The 19,912-nt window shown below is 56.2% G+C and carries 16 protein-coding genes and 1 pseudogene; 10 read left to right on the top strand and 7 right to left on the bottom strand.

Translation table 11 applies throughout. The features are described from left to right. Positions 1 to 13 precede the first annotated feature (13 nt). The 3 genes and pseudogenes from NKH54_RS23875 to NKH54_RS23865 all read right to left on the bottom strand — a co-directional run. Positions 14 to 1,342 (bottom strand): annotated as a pseudogene (locus NKH54_RS23875) (NAD-dependent succinate-semialdehyde dehydrogenase); the annotation flags it as partial. Between the two features lie 77 nt (positions 1,343 to 1,419). After that, positions 1,420 to 2,487 (bottom strand): GlxA family transcriptional regulator, encoded by a 1,068-nt coding sequence (locus NKH54_RS23870; protein WP_353029181.1) that lies wholly within the window; start codon positions 2,485 to 2,487, stop codon positions 1,420 to 1,422. A gap of 40 nt (positions 2,488 to 2,527) precedes the next feature. Beyond that, entirely contained in the window at positions 2,528 to 3,841 is a 1,314-nt protein-coding gene (locus tag NKH54_RS23865; RefSeq protein WP_353029088.1) for a glutamine synthetase family protein, read from the bottom strand. A 332-nt stretch (positions 3,842 to 4,173) separates the two neighbouring features. Between NKH54_RS23865 and NKH54_RS23860 the strand changes: the two genes are divergently transcribed. The 3 genes from NKH54_RS23860 to NKH54_RS23850 all read left to right on the top strand — a co-directional run bounded on the left by NKH54_RS23860 (position 4,174) and on the right by NKH54_RS23850 (position 6,599). Continuing rightward, entirely contained in the window at positions 4,174 to 4,944 is a 771-nt protein-coding gene (locus tag NKH54_RS23860) for an N-formylglutamate amidohydrolase (protein ID WP_353029087.1), read from the top strand. Beyond that, entirely contained in the window at positions 4,934 to 5,623 is a 690-nt protein-coding gene (locus tag NKH54_RS23855; protein WP_502907567.1) for a cysteine hydrolase family protein, read from the top strand. Before NKH54_RS23860 ends, NKH54_RS23855 begins: the two co-directional genes overlap by 11 nt. 112 nt (positions 5,624 to 5,735) lie before the next feature. Next, a complete protein-coding gene (locus tag NKH54_RS23850) occupies positions 5,736 to 6,599 on the top strand; it encodes a MurR/RpiR family transcriptional regulator (RefSeq protein ID WP_353029085.1) in 864 nt (287 codons plus the stop codon). A 26-nt stretch (positions 6,600 to 6,625) separates the two neighbouring features. Here NKH54_RS23850 and NKH54_RS23845 read toward each other — a convergent pair whose 3' ends face one another. Further along, entirely contained in the window at positions 6,626 to 7,540 is a 915-nt protein-coding gene (locus NKH54_RS23845; protein ID WP_353029084.1) for a MurR/RpiR family transcriptional regulator, read from the bottom strand. 378 nt (positions 7,541 to 7,918) lie between these two features. Then, the gene (locus NKH54_RS23840) at positions 7,919 to 9,040 is read right to left on the bottom strand and encodes an aminomethyl transferase family protein (RefSeq protein WP_353029083.1); all 1,122 of its coding nucleotides are present in this window, start codon (positions 9,038 to 9,040) and stop codon (positions 7,919 to 7,921) included. 591 nt (positions 9,041 to 9,631) lie between these two features. On the opposite strand from NKH54_RS23840, the gene NKH54_RS23835 reads away from it, so the two are divergent. Next, complete coding sequence (locus NKH54_RS23835; RefSeq protein WP_353029082.1) at positions 9,632 to 10,798, top strand: NAD(P)/FAD-dependent oxidoreductase; 1,167 nt, start codon at positions 9,632 to 9,634, stop codon at positions 10,796 to 10,798. Between the two features lie 30 nt (positions 10,799 to 10,828). Here the strand turns inward: NKH54_RS23835 and NKH54_RS23830 are convergent, their stop codons facing one another. Then, positions 10,829 to 11,743, bottom strand: a complete 915-nt coding sequence (locus tag NKH54_RS23830) for a MurR/RpiR family transcriptional regulator (protein WP_353029081.1) — start codon at positions 11,741 to 11,743, stop codon at positions 10,829 to 10,831. A 472-nt stretch (positions 11,744 to 12,215) separates the two neighbouring features. Next, positions 12,216 to 12,818, bottom strand: coding sequence for a hypothetical protein (locus tag NKH54_RS23825; protein ID WP_353029080.1), 603 nt, complete (start codon positions 12,816 to 12,818; stop codon positions 12,216 to 12,218). A gap of 356 nt (positions 12,819 to 13,174) precedes the next feature. Here NKH54_RS23825 and NKH54_RS23820 point away from each other — a divergent pair, with 356 nt between their 5' ends. The 6 genes from NKH54_RS23820 (at position 13,175) to NKH54_RS23795 (ending at position 19,886) form a co-directional block, all read left to right on the top strand. Further along, entirely contained in the window at positions 13,175 to 15,040 is a 1,866-nt protein-coding gene (locus NKH54_RS23820; protein WP_353029079.1) for a branched-chain amino acid ABC transporter ATP-binding protein/permease, read from the top strand. A gap of 130 nt (positions 15,041 to 15,170) precedes the next feature. Then, the gene (locus NKH54_RS23815; RefSeq protein ID WP_353029078.1) at positions 15,171 to 16,334 is read left to right on the top strand and encodes an ABC transporter substrate-binding protein; all 1,164 of its coding nucleotides are present in this window, start codon (positions 15,171 to 15,173) and stop codon (positions 16,332 to 16,334) included. Between the two features lie 16 nt (positions 16,335 to 16,350). Beyond that, the gene (locus tag NKH54_RS23810) at positions 16,351 to 17,055 is read left to right on the top strand and encodes an ABC transporter ATP-binding protein (RefSeq protein WP_353029077.1); all 705 of its coding nucleotides are present in this window, start codon (positions 16,351 to 16,353) and stop codon (positions 17,053 to 17,055) included. A gap of 9 nt (positions 17,056 to 17,064) precedes the next feature. Further along, positions 17,065 to 17,949: a branched-chain amino acid ABC transporter permease gene (locus NKH54_RS23805; RefSeq protein WP_353029076.1), complete on the top strand. Its 885-nt coding sequence runs from the start codon at positions 17,065 to 17,067 to the stop codon at positions 17,947 to 17,949. Positions 17,950 to 18,101: 152 nt separating this feature from the next. Next, entirely contained in the window at positions 18,102 to 19,283 is a 1,182-nt protein-coding gene (locus NKH54_RS23800) for an acyl-CoA dehydrogenase family protein (protein WP_353029075.1), read from the top strand. 60 nt (positions 19,284 to 19,343) lie between these two features. Continuing rightward, positions 19,344 to 19,886 carry a flavin reductase family protein gene (locus NKH54_RS23795; RefSeq protein WP_353029074.1) on the top strand — a complete coding sequence of 181 codons (543 nt, stop codon included), beginning with the start codon at positions 19,344 to 19,346 and terminating at the stop codon, positions 19,884 to 19,886. The last annotated feature ends 26 nt before the right edge of the window (positions 19,887 to 19,912 follow it).

Raw genomic sequence — 19,912 nt, 5'->3', positions numbered from 1 at the left:
ACCTGCCCGGTGAAGCGACCAAGCCGTATTCGAGCCGATCCGTGAGCCGCATGGCGCGGTTGAGATCGCGCGTATAAACGTAGGCTGCAAGGCCCATTTCCGATTTATTGGCACGAGTGAGCACCTCGTGCTCGTCGTCGAAAGCCAAGATCGCAGCGACCGGCCCGAAGGTCTCTTCCCTGGCAATCACCATGTCATCGGTGACATCGGCGAGGACCGTTGGTGTGACGAAATTTCGGCCGAGCGGGCTGTCCTGGCCGCCAGAGACGATGCGAGCTCGGCGGCGACCGCCTGCGAAATTTGTTCTCGGCATTTCTCTGCGACAGACGAGCGCGTCATCGGGCCTATGTCCGTACCCTGTTCAAGCCCGTGACCAACTTTGAGCTTTCTCGTAGCGTCAGCAAAGCTGCTGACAAAGCTGTCATATACGCCGCGCTGTACATAGATCCGGTTCGCGGCAAGGCAGTCCTGCCCTGACGTAGCGAATTTCGCGCTCATACAGCCGAAGACCGCAGAGGCAAGATGGGCGTCATCGAACAGCAGGAAAGGCGCGTGTCCACCGAGTTCCATGGACGACTTCTTTATCGTCTGCGCCGACTGTGCGAGTAGTATCCGGCCCACTTCGGTAGACCCCGTGAAGGAAAAGGCCCGGACGTCAGTGTGCTCAAGCAGCCGCTGTGCAAGTGGTGGAGCTTCGCTAGTGATTACCTGGAACACACCTGCCGGACCCCGGCCTCTTCGGCAAGACGCGCCAGGGCAAGAGCAGAAAGAGGTTTCTCCGGAGCTGGCTTCACAATCATGCTGCAGCCCGCAGCGAGCGCTGCGCCGGCCTTGCGGGTGATCATCGCGGATGGGAAGTTCCAGGGCGTGATTGCAACCGTAACCCCAATCGGTTGCATCTGTCAGACGGCTCCCGCTTAGATGGCTTGGTATTGTCTCACCATAGGCCCGCTCACCTTCCGCGGCAAACCAATCGAGGAAGTTGGCGCCATAGGAATCTCGCCGCGGGGCTCGACGAGCGGCTTTCCTTGTTCTGCCGTCACGATTACCGCAAGATCCTCCGCATTCCCCGCATGCGGGGTGCCCACCTGCGTAAAACAGCGCCACGTTCAACCGGAAGCAGATCGCGCCACGAGAGGAAGGCGGCCTTCGCGCCCTCGACTGCCTCGTCGACATCTGCGGCATCACAGGCAGGAACCTTTGCCAGCTCCTCACCAGTAGCTGGGTCGGTAACCGCGAGTGATTGAGCTTTCAGTACCCAACGGCCATTCAAATAAGCCTGGTCGTTGAGAGGCTCCGCCCGCCTAAGCTGAAGAAGTGCAGCGGCCGCGATTCCTTGCATGAGTTGCTCCCAAGAAATGAACGTCCAAAGCCCTGGGAGGATCGGCAACGAGAGTGGCCACCGCCCCTGAGACCCCTTCAGAACTCCGTTGTGGTGCTATGATAATTCGATGTCCGGCGGTACTCGTGAGCTCGGGCTGCGGCGAACGTTCCGTGCCCGCTCCGTCGGCGTTCTATGGCTTCCAAGCGAGCCTCACGTGGAGCCAGTCCATAATTCTCGCGATATGCCTTTGAAAAGTGCGAGGCTGAGACGAAACCACAAGCCATCGCGATCTCAACAATTGGGAGTTGCGAGTTCAAGATAAGCAAATGAGCGCGCTCAAGTCTCATCTCGAGATAATATTTCGCAGGCGAACGCCCTATTTGTTTCGAAAAAATACGCTCAACCTGGCGGCGAGACAGACGGCTGGAAGCAGCCATGTCTTGGAGCGCTATTGGCTCGTCGAGATGCCTCTCCATCTGCTCGATGATCCTCAACAGGCCGTCATGGTGAATGGCCGCGCCTGCATGCAGAGGAAGTCGCTGCCGATCACCGGGGTCACGAACCCTCATCGCGGTGGCCTTTTCGCACACCCGGCTTGCAATTGGGAATTCATAGTCCTCTTTGATGAACTGCACGAACATGTCGAAAGCAGCATCCCCACCCGAGCAGGAGTACGTGTCGCCGTCGATCTCATAAGCGGCTTGAACAGCAGCCACACTTGGAAACTGTTCAACGAATGAGGGGAATTGCTCCCAGTGCACTGCACATCTTCGTCCATCCGCCAGACCGCTCTGGGCGATGCTGAAGACCCCGCTCGCGATTCCGACCAGACACAATTTCCTAGATCGGCACTCTCGCAACCAGCCATGCAGGGCCCGATTTGCGGTAAGTGGTTGGCTACCTCCGCAAATTACGGCGGTTGACGGGGACCAGCCCGTTTTGCCAAGGAGGCTGCGTTCCTCCTTGAGCGACGTATCAACCGAGATCGTAGGTCCACAATTCGATCTCACAGGGTGTCCGTCGTCAGATACAACTCGCCAAGTGTAAATCTCCGACTCGAGCACTTCGTTGGCAAGCCGCAAGGCCTCGACTGCAGAAGAAAAAGCCTGTAACGAAAATCCAGGCTCTAGATAGAGACTGAATAGTCGTCTTGTAGCTTTCATATTCAGCATCTTTGCGCCTCCCGCGCAGTGTCTGCTTTTATCAGTACACTTTTGAATAATCGGAACAGCGCTCTTTGACGGAGCGATCGCCCAGATGCGCGATTTCGGCTCGCTTGTGCGCGGTATATATCGAGGCAAAGCCGGCGGGAAACCAACGCGTTACAATGTCATTCTGCTCAAAACGCTGCAAAGCCTCTTCCAGCGATTGTGGTAGCCGCTTGTAGCCGCGGCCAGACAGCTGGGCCTCAGACAGCAGGGATAAGTTCTCCTGAGTTACCTGAGGTGCGGAGAGGCTGTCTTCGATGCCCTGGGCACCTGCATGCAGAATCGATGCCAAGGCCAGATGTGGCGAGGCGGCGGCGTCAGCCGCACGGTACTCAAAGTTATATTGACTGGCGATCTTCTCGGGATCTGCGGAGGTTGTGGGACAGATTCGGACTGAAGCCTCGCGATCGCGGAAGCCAAGATTGTTATATGCCGCGCTCCAGCGGTTTGGCGTCAATCGCAGATACGAAATGTCAGACGGCGCGGTCAGCGCAACGATGCAGTCGAGATATTTGAGTACGCCGGCAATGAATGACCCCGCAATCTTGGACATGCCGAACGGGTCGTTCTCGTCGTACGTTGCCGGGGAGCCATTCTCATCCAGGAAGCTCATATGGATGTGAACGCCGTTACCAACGCTGGCGGGGTCTAATATCGGTGCGAACGTCACCTGTTCACCGCAGCGTTGCGCCGTCATGCGGGTCAGCTCCCGAAGAATTACCGCTTGGTCGGCAGAGCGATGACCTTGAGCGGGGCCATTGGTTACCTCGTACTGGTTTGGGCCAAATTCCTTCATGAAGGTATCGGGCGTTAGTCCTGCCTGAGCGAGAGCCGACATCAAAGCTTCACCGAACAGCCGCCGCTGAGTAAACCCGCGCAGGCTAAAGGCGTCGGGAAGAACTCCGCCGGCGTCGAGCATCTGGAATTCATGCTCGAAGGCGCTAACAAGCTGGATACCGCCACAAGATTGGAGCCGCTCAAGTGCTGCTTTGAGGATCGAGCGAGTGCAACAATCCCATGGGCGGCCCTCGAGATCGGTGATATCCCCCAACATGAAACGCTCAACCGGGCCGCCGTCCGCAAAATCCACATCGACGCGCGCCTCAGCGTCAGGGATCAAAAGCAGATCGCCGAGCGAGCCAAACGGGCTCGGCGCGATCGCGTCGAAACAGGTAATCATCACATTGGTCGGCGTCCAGCCGATTCCACGCTTCAGGCGCTTATCCAGTTCCGAAACTGGAAACGCTTTACCACGTGTTCTCCCCGCGATATCGGACATAGCTGCGAAGACGAGCGGGTTCGAAATCATTGGTGTCCTTCAAAACGTTGGGCTCAATCGAGACCATCCAAAACTTGCGCCAGTGCTCCGCGCGGCCTTTATGCAACCTCACCACTGCAATCGCCTGTCTCGAAACGAGCATATTGCCTTCAGCGGAGAAAACCTGAATGAAATTTTTTTGTCAATCATAAATACTGAGTTGACATTGAAAATGAAATCTCGTCCTCTTTTGCAGCGAACGGTGGGAGCGTGCGGCGGGTGGATTCCTCAGATAGTTGGCCCTCAGGGGTCAGTTGAAATCTCAATGCCTTGGTGGCTGAGCGTCACCAGGCCCGCCAATCGCTCGAAGGACAGATAATGGCATGAAGCAGGGTTATGATACGCTACGCTTGCTGGGGCAGGGCGATCCGGTCCCGTTTGAGGTCGTGAACCCGGACGGTTCAAGCTCTGTTCTCCTTGTGTGTGAACATGCGGGTCAGGCGATCCCCGCTGCGCTCGGAAATCTGGGTATCTCTCTTGAGGTGCTCGACGATCATGTTGGCTGGGATATCGGGGCAGCCGAAGTGGCGCGGCTTTTGGCGCGGCGGCTGGATGCCGTTGCTGTCTTTCAGCCGTATAGCCGCCTGGTCATAGATTGCAACAGACCGCCGGAGGCATTCGACGCCATTCCTGCAATAAGCGATGGGATCAGAATACCCGGCAATCAGGAAGTCGACATTACCGATCGCACCGCTCGCGTGGCCGAGATCTTCGAGCCTTTTCACGCAGAGATTAGTCGACGTCTGGATGAGGGTCGACACACAGTGGCGATATCGGTTCACAGTTTCACCCCTCGCATGAACAACATGTGGCGCCCGTGGGATATCGGTTTCCTCTTCCGTCTTGACACGGACACGTCAGCGCGCCTGAGAGACTCTGTTACTCGCAGGTATCCGCGTTTAAGCGTGGGGATGAATGAGCCCTATCAGGTCAACGACTCGACGGACTGGTTTGTGCCGCGGCATTGCGAGACACGTGGCTTGAACAACAGCCTGATTGAGATCCGAAATGACCATATCCAGACGCCTGAAGGTCAAAAGCGCTGGGCGGATATCGTCGCATCATCTATCGAAGACTATTTGAATGGGAACTGAAATGAGCCTTACTCGCAATGTGCCCTTGGTGCCGGAGCAATCAGCCTTACTTTTTATCGACGTCCAAAATTTCAGTGCTCACCGTGACGGAGCCGAATTTTCCGGGCTTCCGAAAACCGATTTTGCAGCAAAGTACGGCTGGTTTTTCAGCGAGCTTGAGGCTCGGGTCATTCCCAACATGCAGGCTTTGCAAACCGCCTTCAGGAAGTCGCGTATTGAAGTAATGTACACAACGATCGAGAGCTTGACCGCCGATGGTCGAGACCGATCTCTCGACTACAAGATAACCGGGTTCCATGTCCCGAAGGGCTCGTGGGACGGAAAGGTAATCGAGCAGATAGCTGTGCAGGGTGATGAGATAGTTCTGCCCAAGACGTCATCTTCCGTCTTCATTTCCACAAATATCGATTACATACTGCGCAATCTCGGTGTTAAACAGCTCGTACTCGCGGGGTTGGTAACCGACCAGTGTGTAGAGGGCGCGATCAGGGACGCCTGTGACCTGGGCTATCTCGTCACACAGGTTACAGATGCATGCCTGACTTATACCCAGGAACGCCATGATAGCTCGCTACGGGCGATCAAGGGCTATTGTCGTCAGATCACGACACAAGAACTCATATTCGAAATACAAGGTGTGGAGCACGCCTACGGGGCGCTAACCCCCAGTGCTGGTTAACAGCATCTCATTGTCGTGGCGCAGGGCTTGAGCTTGCTAGCCGAGTCTCACTCCCGCATACTAAAAAGAGCAGTGCTTAAGGGTTTGCGGGGTGGCCGGCTTTGGAGAGATCATGACCGATAGCGCAGTTCCCGGCGAAACCGTAAGGGAGCAGATAAGGAAAGCAGCAGGTTCTTTGACCGCCACGGAGCGGCGCCTATCTGCGCTAATTCTGTCAAATTATCCGTTTGCCGGGCTTGAGCCAATTCAGGTCATCGCCACCTCCTCAAACGTTTCTGCTCCCTCTATCTCGCGCTTTGTGAGTAAACTCGGCTATCAGGGGCTGCAGGAGTTCCAACAACAACTTATCAAGGAGCTGAGACAAGGGCAGAAGTCTCCGCTCGATTTGAGGCCAACAACAAGTGGTATAACGGACGAGTTTTTTGATAACTTCATCCAAAAATCTACAGAGTTGCTAAAGGCGTCCGCCGGAGCGATCACGGCCGCCCAGTTTGAAAGAGTGGGGTCACTTCTTTCCGACCCAAAATCGGACATATTCACATTGGGCGGTCGCATCAGCGATCTCGTTGCTCAGTATTTATCTAGGCATTTGAAACAGATCCGAGCCGGTGTTCACCAAGTGTCGTCTGAGGACGATTGGTGGCCTGAGTATATACTGCGCATGCGGCAGAAGGATGTATTGGTCCTTGTCGATTTTCGAAGGTACCAACGGTCTCTTGAAGAGTTCGCCGAAAGGGCTTCAAAGAACAGTGGGCTGAAGATCATCCTGATAACGGATCGATGGATGTCGCCCATCTCGAAATATGCATCAGAAGTCATCGCGCTGCACATTGAGAACGAGACTGCATTTGACAGCAATGTTGCCGCGTTCGCGTTGATCGAGGCCCTGATAACCCGGGTCGCAGAGGCGAACTGGTCCCAGGCAAGCCAGCGCATAAAGAAATGGGACTCGTTGAGGACTTCAGTCTCGTCATAGCTAAGCGAAGTTGTTCTTCGGGCCGGCTATTGGAGTTTTTGACGAGAAGCCCCATTGCTCTGATTTTTGTGCGCGCGGGCCTCGTTAAGTGTCACATTGCTCTCGTGACGGATTTGTTCGAGTTCCTCAATACGGCGGCGTGTCCGCTCACCCGTGGCTGCAAAGATCTGAGCGACGAGGGCTTCGATCTGCGCCACTGCCGGTGCCATCGTGTCATAGGGCGAACTGACTTCGATCGGGCAGGAGAGGGTAACTTCTGCGAAATCGGAGATCGGCGACACCCATAGATCGGTAAACAGAAGAATGCGGACGTGGCGGGCGGCCGCTTGTTCCGCGAATGCGACCACGTCGCGTTGGTAGCGGCGGTAGTCAAAGACGATCAAAACGTCTCTCTTTCCTAAATCGACCAACAGATCCAGTTGCTGGGCGGACAGGGTCTCGATGTAGGCGACGTTGGCTCGAAACTGCGATAAGTAGCTCGCCAACATTCCGGCGACGTGCCGACTGTAGCGTCCTCCGAGCAGGATGACCTTCCCTTTGGAATCCATGACAACTCGGGCTGCGCGCTCGTATGTAGCCAACGGAGTGGTCGTCAACGCCTTTTCGAGGCTCCCGGCAACCGAATGCATGTAGGCTATAGCTGCGCCTTGTTTATTGTCTGTACTCAACTCTGGGCGCTTTGCTCCCATCATAAGCAGTGGGGAATGCAATCGCGCTTCGATGTCGGCAAGCAGCCGCTGCTGAAAGTCGGGAAAACCCTCAAAGCCGAGCTTTATGGCCAGACGAACCACAGTGGGGTCGCTGACCCCAGCACGCTTCGCCAGGCTCGTTGCGGTGCCTAGGCCGGCCGTCGGATAATCCGTGAGCAGCACCTGAACAATGCGCTCCTCCGACGGGGTCAGCGAAAAACCCCCTTGAAGCAGCATATCTCGAAACTGCATCAATCAGCTCCCCTCATTCTCATGAAGAGGAAATTACAAATCATCTTGAAGTGCGTCAACATGTCAAACTCTTAATCGATGGGGCGATCCAGATCGAGAAAGAAACTTTACAGTTTTTGCATCAAGGCCGGCGAATGGCGGACACAAACCGGCTCACCTACGAGGGCGAGTCGACCGAAGACCCTGGTCGAATCTCCACCTCAATCTGCGGATGGACCTTTGCGAAGCTGGCTATGGATGCCGACTACGGCAGGAGTTCCGCAGGGTGCGATTCTCTTGAGAGGCCGACAGGGCAAGGGCGCCACAGGGGCCTGCAAGCAACGTTGCTTTGCCAGGCCCCATGCTCGGACGGCGGCGAGCTGCCTATCTGCGCTCTTATCAGACGTTGAGCATCTCGCGGGGATTTACCCTGACGCGCTCGCCTTTGGGATCGAAGAACCGGTAGCTGGCGGTGACTTTCACCTTCTTGGGACCGCCCTTCGATTGAACCTCCAACTCCGTGCCAGGCTCGGCGAATTCGCTATTGACCCATGCTCGCCCAATATTGCGTTCGAGCAGTGGGCTGATCCAGCCGATCGTCGTTTCACCAACGTTGTTTTTGGAGCCACAGCTCAGCTTCGAACCTCCCGCTATCTGAGGCTCCGTTAGATCGGCCTCTATTCCTACGAGTTTGGTGCGCAGCCCTGCCTGCTTGCGGCGCAACATCTCATCTCTGCCATGGAAGAAGCCCTTGTCGAAAGCTACGGACCACCCAAGACCATACTCAAGAGGCGAACCACCCGCATAAAAGTCCGCGCCAAACAGAAAGCCTTTATCAACCGCGATCGGAAAGGCAGCCATCAGACCGGCCGGGCCACCACCGTACTTCGCGCAATAGGCAGTGAATTTTTCCCACATGCCGTGAGCATACTCAGGCCCGAAATGGACCTCGTAACCCAGTTCACCGGAAAACCCCACCCGTGCAATCGTGGTTGGAACACCCTCGAAATCAACCTGTATCAAGCGGTTGTGCTCTAGATCTGCAACGTCCACGGCCTGTTGAAGCACATGGATTGACTTTGGACCCTGTACGGAAAGGAACGTATTAGACAATTCCGTAACCCAGACCTTTCGACCGTCTGCCTTTTCCGTAATCCACTTGCGCGAGGCGTCCCGAGTAATTCCACCGTGTATTATAAACCGATCGTCGCTAATCCAAAAGATGATCACATCGTCGATCAGACTGGCATTGTCATCCAGGATACTTGAGTAAAGAGTGCCGCCTGGGGTGATCTTTCTCAAGTCGTTTACGATAATTTCCTGTATGAATTGAAACGCTTCCGGTCCGCACACCCCAAAACAGCTCTGGAAGTCATACTCTGCAAAGCCGACACTGTTGCGGATCATCATGTATTCTTCGTCAGTAGAAGTTATGTGTGAAGCGACCTTCCAGCCCCCAAAGTCAATCATGGGGGCCCCAAGCTTCTCGTATATCGAATGATATGCAGTTCTTTTTTCCATTTTACCCTCCAAACTTCACAATTGGCCATCTTTGTCGGCCGACAGGCGGCACTGGCACCGTTTCCAGAACGGGCCCCCCCACTTGATTTCCGGTGCTTCGTACGCTGGCAGCATCTCCTCGATGGGGCGTCCATTCCGAGTGCAACGAACGTGCTATCTCCCAAAGCATGAGTTGCTGAAAATTATTTGTCAATGACGTGTCCATCTGGCGTGATGGAAAATTTCTTTCGGCTTGGCATTGGGTGAACCATGGCCTCAGTGTCGGGATAGATCAGGTGCGGGTTGGCTTGTCAGACGAACCGGATGGTTCGACGCTGGAAGAGAAAGTCGAGTGTCGTGGACTGAAATAGTTTCTTCAGTGACTGCAGTTAGCTGTAGACAGGAAGAAAATTCCACATTAATTTTGCTGCTCAGTCAGCCTAAAGCGGACTGGCCGAGGCGGGAGGGCGATCCTTGCGCAGAGGGCGGCTGGGAGGGAGTTGATCGCGAGCCGGTGGCAATCGTCGTCCTGGCCCTCCACCACTCGCCGTACCGGAAGTGACTGCATCGATAAGGATAGCCGGTCGGCTTTCTTGTAACAGGGAGCATCAAATGAGCGAAAGATTGAGCTGTGACGTACTCGTTGCGGGAGCGGGAATTGCGGGTGCGGGGGCAGCCTATTATCTGTCGAGCCAGAATCTGAACGTTATCCAAGTCGAGTCCGACCATCCGGCTTCCGGGCCGACCGGCTCGTCGTCCGCCGTGTGCCACGCGTTCTATGGCGATCGCGAGTTATCTTTGCTCGCAAAACGCGGGATCGAGATCCTAAAGGACCTCCCCGGCGCTTTTCATCAGTCTGGCTGCCTGTGGGTTTGCGGCCCTCAGCACGAACCCGTAAATCGCGAGATTGTTAAACGGATCCGCGACGATGAAGGAAGCCGAATCGAGGGGCTGACCGGAGAGCAGGCGCAAGCAATTCTCCCCCATTTCAATATGGAGGGGATCACTTTTGCCGCATGGGAAGATGAATCGGGACACTGCGACCCTTACGGCGCAACTAACGAATTGGTCAATCGAGCCCGCGCGAAAGGCGTTAAATTCATGGGCGGCCGCTCGGTAACCGAAATTCAAGTAACAAATGGAAACACGACTGGAGCGACGCTAAGTGATGGAACCGTCATCTCTACCGGTCGCGTCATTCTTGCGACTGGTGTCTGGTCAAAAGCGCTCGTGGCTAAGCTTGGCGTTGACCTGCCGACGTTTATCGAACGCCACTTCATGGCAGTTATGGATGCGCCCGGTGCCGCAAGGAAGCTACTTCCGCACTGCTGGGTCGACGAAACCACGAACTGCTATGCTCGGCCGGAAGGCGAAAATACAATTCTGGTCGGGACCTGGGGTGGCGGCGGCACCGGTGTGGAGAACGATGAGCTTAAAGAAGCACACACTCGCATGAACTATCGCCTCGATGTCGCGGGCCAACTGGACCGAACGATCACGCAAGAGGAATCGGTCTGGGCGATTGAACATATCATGTCCCGTTCTCCCGAGATTGCCGAATTGGGCATCCGTCCCGGCTATGCCTGTCAGTACGATATGAGCCCTGACCACCTTCCCATCGTCGACGAGATTCCCGGTGCAAAAGGAACTTTCGTGATCACCGGCTCGAGCGGGCATGGCTTCAAGCTGGGGCCTGCCATGGGCGAAGTCGTCGCAAAATGGGCTTTGGGTGAACGGCAGGAACTACTCAGGAAGTTCTCGATGCATCGCTTCTCGTAACGTCCTCAACGCATCTGCATTCATGGCGGGCTAGTTGCTCGTCGTGGATGCCGGCGCGGGCTTTTCATCTTCGAGAAGACGCCCATTATCCAGTGATGCGCTCGCCTGGAGTCGGATCTCCTCCAATTCCTCGATACGTTGGCGCGTCCGCTTCTCCATGGAAGCAAGAATCTGAGCGATAACGGCCTCAATCTGCGCCACGGAAGAGGCCATGGTATCGTAGGGCGAATCAACCTCGATTGGGCAGGTCAGCGTTAGTTCCGAAAACTCGGAAATGGGCGACAACCAGGGGTCCGTAAACAGAAGAATGCGAACGCGGCGGGCCGCGGCCAATTGCGCGAACGCAACAACGTCCAGCTGATATCGGCGATAGTCGAATACGATCAAGAGATCGCGCTTTCCCAAGTCGACTAACACGTCGGTCTTTTGCGCTGATAGGGCGTCGATATGCATGATGTCTGGCCGAAATTGCAACAGATAGGCTGCCAGCATGCCTGCGATAAAACGGCTGTAGCGGCCGCCGAGCAGGACGACCTTGCCCTTTGTATCCATTACCAGGCGCGCGGCGCGTTGATATGACGCCAGCGGGGTTGATGTCAGCGCTTTGTTGAGGTTGCTGGCCACTGAATGCATGTAGGCGATAGCAGCTCCTTGTTCGCCATCCGTCCCAATGTCAGGCCGTTTGGCTTCCATCATAAGCAAGGGCGAATGCAATCTTGCCTCAACATCTGCAAGTAGTCGCCGTTGGAGGGCAGGGAACCCTTCGAAACCGAGCTTCATGGCAAGGCGAACGACGGTGGGATCACTGACACCGGCGCGCTTTGCGAGGCTCGTGGCAGTGCCTAGCCCGGCTGCAGGATAGTCCGTGAGGAGCACCTGAACGATCCGCTCCTCTGATGGTGTCAACGAAATGGCCCCGTGCAGGAGCATGTCTCTAACGTTCATCCGTGTCCTCCAACTGACATCGCTGAAGAGAATATTACAAAAGTTCTCATTGTGAAAATATGTTAGCGGACTGTGCGAGTAATGCGCCACCAAAGTGGGCGCCCGCGAGGCTACTTTTGGTTTTCGCCCACCAAAGGGCACTCCATGCTGTCCGCCGATCGCGGCCAACAGCGGCTGCCGGGGCGTTGAGCAGCGTTGCACCGTTCGCCAGCCCACCACCAAGCCGAGTTGCCTCCGGTGTCTGGCTGCGCGGTGAGTCACCCATGCGCGGCGCCGGGTGGAGGATCTTGATCGCCAGATCAAACGGTTGGGCTAATGTGAACACCGTCAGCAACCAGGGACGGCGGGGCCGAGATACGCCACTCACCAACTCCAGCGAGAACCGACCAAGGCGGCGTGACCCAGACCAAGCCGGCGCCGACGAACTCGGAAACGTTCAGATACAGCAGGATCTGGTTTGAAGACAGGGTTCTTAGTTTCCGTCGCGCAAAAGAGTTTTATGCCGTTGCAGAAAGTTGTCCAGATAAATCTGACCATCGCGTGAGTCCTCACCTTCCGCCTGGGCGAACGCGAAAAGCGCGATTTCGTGGTCAAGGAGTAACTGGATATAGGGTCGGTCTTCAACCGGCGACTCTGCAAGCAGAGTCTCAAAGTCACGAACAAATGGCTCTAACAGCCTCTTGAGCTTTACCGCAAATTCAGTCCATCCGAGCTCGGCATACTCGACAGTTTCATCGCGTCCCTTCTCGGCAAGCGATGCTTTGCTGCTCGGCTGAAGTTTGTACCGCGTAACAACCGGCAACAGCGCCTCTGCGACGAGCCGCTCAATGGCGGCTAAATTGCGCAACTTTACACGAGATTGATCGCTGCCAGCTTTCTCGGCAAGAACGCTAAAAAACTCTTCCCCCAAGATTTCCCCCTCATATGCGCTGAGCACGCGATTTTCGTAAGTTGGAACAGAAGACCGCATCGGAATACCTTTGTTGTTCATGAATGATGAGGGCGTGGCGGAACTAGCCGATTGCTGAAGGCTCGTTCCGAAATGCAAAATTGTGTGCGGGAAGAAGGGGTCCAACCGGCATCATACTCAAAGCCTTGTTAGAGGGTAACCTCGGGCTGGAGACGTGTCAATATCTCTTCAAAGGTAAGCTCTGGCGTAAGAAAAGTAGACGGTTCGCCAATGTCTCGACTAGGATTGGCAGTTAGCGCTGCATGTCAGCATGACCCGATCTGCATCGTTGGCTATTGCTCAGCTCGGCTAGGTTGAGCTCGCGGAACATCGAATCCTAGACAAGCGATAGCAATCAGAAATCCTCACTAAGCCGACTGTAGCGCCCTCTGCACAATTTTTCATATGACAGAATGATGTAATTATATTGACATCGGGGTTGACCTGTCCAATAGTTGCAATTCCGCAAAGGAGCAGACGGAATGGTCAATTCCCGCATCAAGGCTGTGACGATGGATTCGCTGGCTTTGGCCGTGATCCTGGTGGCGGTAGGAATCTTGGCCGGTCTTTTGTTTGGTGCGAACGGAACCCGCATCGCGACTTCGATGTCGATCGTGGTCACTGCCTGCGTTGGTTTGCAGGTTTTTTCCGGCAACACAGGTATCGTTTCATTCGGTCCTGCAGCCTTCATGGGGATAGGTGCCTACACCGCTGGCATCCTCACGATGAGCCCTGCTGTTCAACGGACAGCACTTCCTCACCTTCCGGCCTGGATGGCGGGCTATGGTCTTTCAGTCTGGTCCTCGTTGCTACTGGCGGGCGTGGCCGGGTTGATTTTAGCGGGAGTGAGCGGTCTCGTTATGCGGCGGTTATCCGGTTCGGCCGCGTCCATCGCCACTCTGGCATTGCAGATTATTGTCTACACCGTCCTAGTGGCGACAAAGGATATTACGCGCGGAAGCCAAACATTTTATGGAGTGCCCCGCAATACCACGCTTGTGGTTGCTCTATTGGTGGCAGCGTTGTCGATCGCCGTTGCTCGAACATTTAGGGATACAAGGACTGGCCGCGCCGTCAGGGCGACGCGAGAAGATGAAGTAGCCGCCGCGGCAGTGGGCGTGGACGTTCGCCAGGCGCGGCTTAAGGCATGGCTGTTGAGCGGAACGATCCTTTCGATTGCCGGGGCGTTATTGGCTCAATTTTTAGGTGCCTTCGGCCCCAAGGATTTCTACTTCGAGTCGTGTTTTCTGCTGATCTCGATGCTGATCGTCGGAGGGCTCGGTTCTGTTTCGGGCGCTCTGGTAGGCGTGATCATAATTACCGCAGTGACGGAGCTTCTGAGGGCGCTGGAGGGCGGCGGCAATATCCTCGGTTTCTCTGTGCCGGCCTTGTACGGACTGCCGCTCGTTGGTGCCTCCTTGGCCATGATCCTGGTTCTCTTTTTCAGACCGACTGGTCTCGTCGGTGGCAGGGAACTCGAGCTTGCAAACGCATGGGATCCTTTCAAGGGGCGCGGTGGCAAGCTGCCCACAGGATCGCTGGATTTTCAGGCACCAAAGGGTGCACACGCCCTGGAGGCAAATCAACTGTCCCGTCATTTCGGCGGTGTGCGGGCCGTCGACGGGGTGTCCTTCAAAGCGGAAGCCGGGCTTATCACCGGATTGATCGGTCCGAATGGCGCCGGGAAGAGCACCTTGATTAATCTGTTGACTGGCCAGCTACGACCCAGTGCAGGTCATGCGGCGCTTGGCTCGGACCTGATCGAAAATAGGCAGCCACATCTAATTGCCCGCGCAGGTCTGGCGCGAACGTTCCAAAACCTTCGTGTGTTTGCTGACATGACCGTTCGGGAGAACGTTCTTGTTGCCGCTGAGGCATGTGCGGCCGACACGGCTCTAGCTGTGTGGCGCACCAATGACGCCCTGGCGCGCTTTGGCGTGGAAACATTGGGAGACCGGCTCGCCGGCAGTCTTCCGTACGGACAAAGGCGTCTCGTAGAAATCGCCCGCGCGCTTGCGACGGGGCCCCGGTTCCTCCTTCTTGACGAGCCTGCGGCGGGGATGAATCCGGCGGAGACCAAAGAGCTGATGGGCAGGTTGGCCGCACTGCGTAAGGACACAGGCGTAGGCATTCTCGTTGTTGAGCACGACCTGCACCTCATCATGTCGCTGAGTGACACCATCGTCGTTATAGACAGAGGCAAGCGCATCGCCGTGGGCACGGCCGACGCCGTCAGAACCGACCCTGCCGTGATCTCGGCCTATCTTGGAAGCAAAAGGATGGGCGAGAAAAAAGCTCAGGTCGAACCAGGCTCGGCGGCGCAGGTCATCGGGGCTAGCGCGTCCTAGAGATCGTATCTCTGACTTGCTCGGTATGATGGATATCGAATGGATACAAAAGGAAAAAGGAGTTGCAGCCGTAACTAGATAAGACTTCGCAAAACGAAGCATTGCTCACACCTCACATGGGAACTCAAAAATGAACAAGCTAAGACATGCAACTGCGCTCGCTGGTGTCACCGCGATCGCGCTCTCGTCAACCGTGGGATACTTGTCCGCGGCTGAATACAAGATCGGTGCGGCGATGGCCCTGACTGGAGCCCTGGCACCTTATGATCAACCTGGCCTGGCCGGCTTCAAGTTGGGCATCAAGGATTTGAATGCCAAGGGCGGTATCGGGGGCATGGCGACAGTCACCCTCGAAGTCATCGACACCCGCTCAGATACAGCAGCCACCGTGAACGCAGCCCAGAAATTGATCGAAGACGGAGTTCAGTTTCTCATTACCCCGGGCGATGCGGATCCTTCAATCGCAGCGGGCCAGATCGGACAGGCAGCGGGCATTCCGATGCTTAACCTGGCGGGTTCGCCCAGCCTGACACCTGCTGTCGGCGACTATATGTTTATTTCGTACCCGTCCGACACGGTTCAATCGGCTGCGCTGGCCAGCTACGCCGCGGAGACCGGCTATAAGACGGCATTTCTGCTGAAGTCGCCAGACTCCGCCTATACGTCCAAATTCCCGGACTATTTTGGCGAAACGTTTAAGAAAAAGGGTGGCAGCGTTGTCGGTGAAGCATCCTACTCGATGGGGCAGCCAGATTTTTCTGCAGTGGTTTCTCAAATCAAGGGCTTAACACCGCAGCCTGACGTCATCATGACGACGGCGTATGAGCCGGACTTCCCAGCCTTCATCAAACAATTGCGCGGTGCTGGTGTAAAGATTCCGGTCATCGAATCGGATGCCATCGGCACTCCGACGGTATATGGGCTCGGTTCGGTGGTCGATGGCGTCGTCCAGTCCTCAGCCGGGTTTCCAACCCAAGGCAGCGGGATGGAAGCGTTCAACAAGCACTTCAAGGAGGAGACCGGACATGAGGCGGAAACCTCATACGAGGCTGCGGGATACGAATGGGCACAATTGCTCGACGCCGCAGCCCGCAAAGCGGGATCACTCGAGCCGGCAAAGATCAGAGACGCGTTGGCTAGTCTGGAAGATGTGCAGACCGTTCTCGGAAAAGTGACGTATGCTGGGACTGAGCGAGTTGCCCTGCGGGACGTTGCAATGATCCGCATCGAAGGCGGGAAGCCCACCTTTGTGAAGCTGTATCGACCAACGAAGGATGAAATCCCCAATCCTTAAGCTGGTAGGAACGCCAATGCTTCGTGTCGAGGGAATGAAAATACGCTACGGCGCCGTCGAGGCTGTCCATGGCGTCGATCTAAACGTTGGAAATGGAGAAATAGTCACGCTCATTGGCGCTAATGGCGCCGGCAAGAGTTCGATTCTTGCCGGCATCGCCGGCTCTATCCCAACTGCCGAGGGCCAGGTCTTGCTGGAAGGACAGCCACTCACCGGACTGACCGCTGACGTCATTAGCCGAAAGGGGATATCGCTAACGCCCGAAGGCCGCCGCGTTTTCGCTCATCTTACAGTAGGCGAAAACCTGCATTTGGGGGGAGCGGCGTTCGCGAAAGGTGAGGAGCTTCGGGCTCGCCGCGATAGCATGCTCTCCCGCTTTCCCATCCTTGCCGAGCGCATCGATCAAAAGGCTGGGAGCCTGTCAGGCGGTGAACAGCAGATGCTGGCGATCGCCCGATCCTTAATGAGTCACCCCAACCTCCTGCTGCTTGACGAGCCTTCGTTGGGCCTAGCACCCCAGACGATCGACAAGGTCTATGAGTTGATCGATGACCTGCGCAAGGAAGGGCTTACCATTCTGCTTGTTGAACAGAATGTGGAGTTGGCTCTGTCGGTGGCTGATCGGGGCTACGTGGTAGCGAACGGCCGAATTGTTCTGAGCGGTACGGCATTTGAACTCGCCAACTCTGACCTTGTCCGGCAAGCGTATTTGGCAATCTAGGAGGTCGTCATGGAATTCATCCAGTACCTAGTCAATATTCTTAGCTTGGGTGGAATATACGCTCTCCTCGCATTAGGGCTGGCGATCGTCTTTTCGATCGTTGGTCTCATCAATTTCGCGCATGGCGAACTCATGACGATTGCAGGGTACCTCATCGTGCTATCGCTTTCGCTTGGCTTGCCGCTGCCTGTAGTTCTTCTCGTGGCCTGTCTTGGGGCGGCGCTCTCAGCGATGCTGATGGATCGAATAGCCTTCCGTCCTATGCGGTCTGCATCCGTGACGACGCTCATGATTACAAGCTTTGGCGTGAGCACCATTTGCAAGGTTCTTTTTCAGAACGGAGTTTCCGCTCGCGGAAGAGCGGTCGCTCTGCCGGAATGGATGTCAGGAACTCTTACTTTCGGGAGCTTTCAAATCGGGATGGTTCCGCTGACATCCATCGTGCTGACGGCACTAGCGCTGATCGGGCTCGACATTTTCTTGCGCAAGACCACTTTGGGCGTTGGGATGCGCGCCGCATCAGAAGACTTCGTCATGGTCAGCTTGCTTGGTTTGCGCGCAAACACAGTCATTGCGACGTCGTTCGCGATATCGGGCCTTCTTGCCGGTATTGCCGCGGTATTGTGGATTGCGCAGCGTGGCTCGGTAGATCCGCTCATGGGCTTTACTCCGGTCCTGAAGGCCTTCATCGCTGCGATCATCGGTGGACTGGGCTCTTTGCGGGGAGCCGTGCTAGGCGGGTTTGTGCTCGGGGCGTTGGAGGTCGGTTCAGAACCGTTCCTCAGCACTGGAACCGCGCCATACCGGGACGCGATTGTCCTTCTGGCGGTAGTCCTTTTGTTGCTTGTCAAGCCGGATGGCCTGCTGCCAGCCTTACGCGGTGCTCGCTCGTGAATACGCACCGTTTGAAGGAGGCTGGGAATCAGCCCGGATGCAACAAGTACGGACGGCAACCGAGCAAGCACTGACGCCGCTATGGGCTTCAGCCCTTTTGAGCAACATTATCAATGTGCAGCGACCTGTAGGATCAAGGGAGGAAACCAGTGATGGATTTGACACTGACTAGCGCCGAGCTGGTGCGCAATGCACGGGCACTCCGCCCGCTTTTGCGAGCAAATGCTGAGGAATCGGCAAAAAACAGACGGCTTGCGCAGGAGAGTGCAGCGGCCGTGCGAAGCGGAGGATTCCTGCAGGGTTTGGTGCCGCGCCGCTGCGGTGGTCACGAGATTGATATCCAGACATACTGCGAGATTTGTGAGGAATTGGCCCGCGGCGACAGCGCGGCTGGTTGGCTCGCCATGGTCGCCAATAGCAGCGCATATTTGATGGGGCTCATGCCTGACAAGACGCGCGACGATGTCTTCGGCTCGGATCCTCGCGCGGTCATAATCGGTCAATGGGCCCCGACCGGCAAGGCCGCTGCGGTTGAGGGTGGCTGGATGTTGACGGGCAAATGGCCCTGGGCATCCGGGTGTTTCGAAGCGCAGTGGAGCTTCGTGGGCTCCCCTGTCCTTGATGCCGGCGGGGCTCTGATCGACGTACGGCTTGCAATGGTCCCGACGTCCGAGCTGAAGATCGAAGACACATGGCATGTCGCCGGAATGGCAGGCACGGGGAGCAATACCTTTGTGGGCAAGGATATCTTCGTGCCGGAACACCGGACGATGCTCATCAGCGAAATGATTTCCGGTTACAGTCGCTCGGACCACTCTGACGAACCGCTCTATCGGGCACCGCTCATAACCGCGCTTCCGTTGGGCATATGTTCTGCGGCCGTCGGGATGGCGGAAGCAGCGTTCGACTTCACGTTGGAGAACCTCGAGCGCGGCAAGCCCATCGTGACATCCTTGTATACGGATGCGAGGCAGTCCCCAAGCTACCAGCTAAACCTGGCGGATGCTCGTGGCCTTATCGACTCCGCACGGCTGCATACAATCCGCGCGGCCAGCGATATCGATCGCTCCGTCAGCGACGGTACGACCATGACCGATCTCGAGCGAGCTCGCGTCCGACTTGACGCAGCGGTTGCGCAAAAACGCGTGCGCGAGGCCGTAGACCTGCTGCTGAACATAGGCGGAGCATCGGTTTTCATGCTCAGCAATCCGGTCCAGCGGATCTGGCGCGACATAGAGACCTGCACGCGGCATGCCTATATCAATGGCGACATCGGGCGCGAGATATACGCCCGGGCGCTGCTGAAGCTTGATCAGGTAAGTGCAGGCTTCTGAAAAGTCGCTCTGCGATCAGTTCAGATACGGATCACAGCTACACAGCTACGGAGGACAGACTTGGATAGGAACGATGCCTTTCGGGAGGCGATGGGCCGTTTCGCCGGAGCGGTCAATATCATCACCACTGAAGAAGATGGCCTTCCCAGCGGTCTGATCGCCACTGCGGTTTGTAGCTTATCCTTCGATCCGCCGTCTGTTCTGGTTTGCATCAACAAGTCAGCCAGTTCACACGACACGATTCTACGGCGAGGCATCTTCGCCGTAAATCTGCTATCTCCGGCGCTATCCAATGTGGCGCGCCGATTTCAATCTCAAAAAGGTCCAGATCGGTTCGAGAAGAAATATTGGGTCACTGGCAAAACCGGGGCGCCGCTCCTTGTTGGCGCGCCAATGGCGCTCGATTGCAAACTTAGCCATACCCATGATGGGTTTTCGCACAGTATCTTGATCGGCGTCGTCACCGACGTGCAGCTTGGGGAGGGCGATTCCCATAATTCGCTGCTCTGGCAAGGTCGCCGATACCACAAGCCGATGGAATTCGTTGAACTGGTTCGTCGACCGGCCGACGTAACGATGATCTTCGAAGAAATGCTGTTTTAGGTGCCGAAGCAAAACGCGGTTCCGAG

The organism is Mesorhizobium sp. M1004, from assembly GCF_040318795.1.
In the GTDB taxonomy this organism is placed as follows: Bacteria; Pseudomonadota; Alphaproteobacteria; order Rhizobiales; family Rhizobiaceae; genus Mesorhizobium.
This window is presented reverse-complemented; position numbering and strand designations above follow the sequence as displayed.

What these genes read in the sequence shown, in the direction of transcription:
- NKH54_RS23870 (WP_353029181.1), bottom strand. Translation starts at nt 2,487, where the DNA reads ATGAAAGCTACAAGACGACTATTCAGTCTCTATCTAGAGCCTGGATTT.
- NKH54_RS23865 (WP_353029088.1), bottom strand. Translation starts at nt 3,841, where the DNA reads ATGATTTCGAACCCGCTCGTCTTCGCAGCTATGTCCGATATCGCGGGG.
- NKH54_RS23860 (WP_353029087.1), top strand. Translation starts at nt 4,174, where the DNA reads ATGAAGCAGGGTTATGATACGCTACGCTTGCTGGGGCAGGGCGATCCG.
- NKH54_RS23855 (WP_502907567.1), top strand. Translation starts at nt 4,934, where the DNA reads ATGGGAACTGAAATGAGCCTTACTCGCAATGTGCCCTTGGTGCCGGAG.
- NKH54_RS23850 (WP_353029085.1), top strand. Translation starts at nt 5,736, where the DNA reads ATGACCGATAGCGCAGTTCCCGGCGAAACCGTAAGGGAGCAGATAAGG.
- NKH54_RS23845 (WP_353029084.1), bottom strand. Translation starts at nt 7,540, where the DNA reads ATGCAGTTTCGAGATATGCTGCTTCAAGGGGGTTTTTCGCTGACCCCG.
- NKH54_RS23840 (WP_353029083.1), bottom strand. Translation starts at nt 9,040, where the DNA reads ATGGAAAAAAGAACTGCATATCATTCGATATACGAGAAGCTTGGGGCC.
- NKH54_RS23835 (WP_353029082.1), top strand. Translation starts at nt 9,632, where the DNA reads ATGAGCGAAAGATTGAGCTGTGACGTACTCGTTGCGGGAGCGGGAATT.
- NKH54_RS23830 (WP_353029081.1), bottom strand. Translation starts at nt 11,743, where the DNA reads ATGAACGTTAGAGACATGCTCCTGCACGGGGCCATTTCGTTGACACCA.
- NKH54_RS23820 (WP_353029079.1), top strand. Translation starts at nt 13,175, where the DNA reads ATGGTCAATTCCCGCATCAAGGCTGTGACGATGGATTCGCTGGCTTTG.
- NKH54_RS23815 (WP_353029078.1), top strand. Translation starts at nt 15,171, where the DNA reads ATGAACAAGCTAAGACATGCAACTGCGCTCGCTGGTGTCACCGCGATC.
- NKH54_RS23810 (WP_353029077.1), top strand. Translation starts at nt 16,351, where the DNA reads ATGCTTCGTGTCGAGGGAATGAAAATACGCTACGGCGCCGTCGAGGCT.
- NKH54_RS23805 (WP_353029076.1), top strand. Translation starts at nt 17,065, where the DNA reads ATGGAATTCATCCAGTACCTAGTCAATATTCTTAGCTTGGGTGGAATA.
- NKH54_RS23800 (WP_353029075.1), top strand. Translation starts at nt 18,102, where the DNA reads ATGGATTTGACACTGACTAGCGCCGAGCTGGTGCGCAATGCACGGGCA.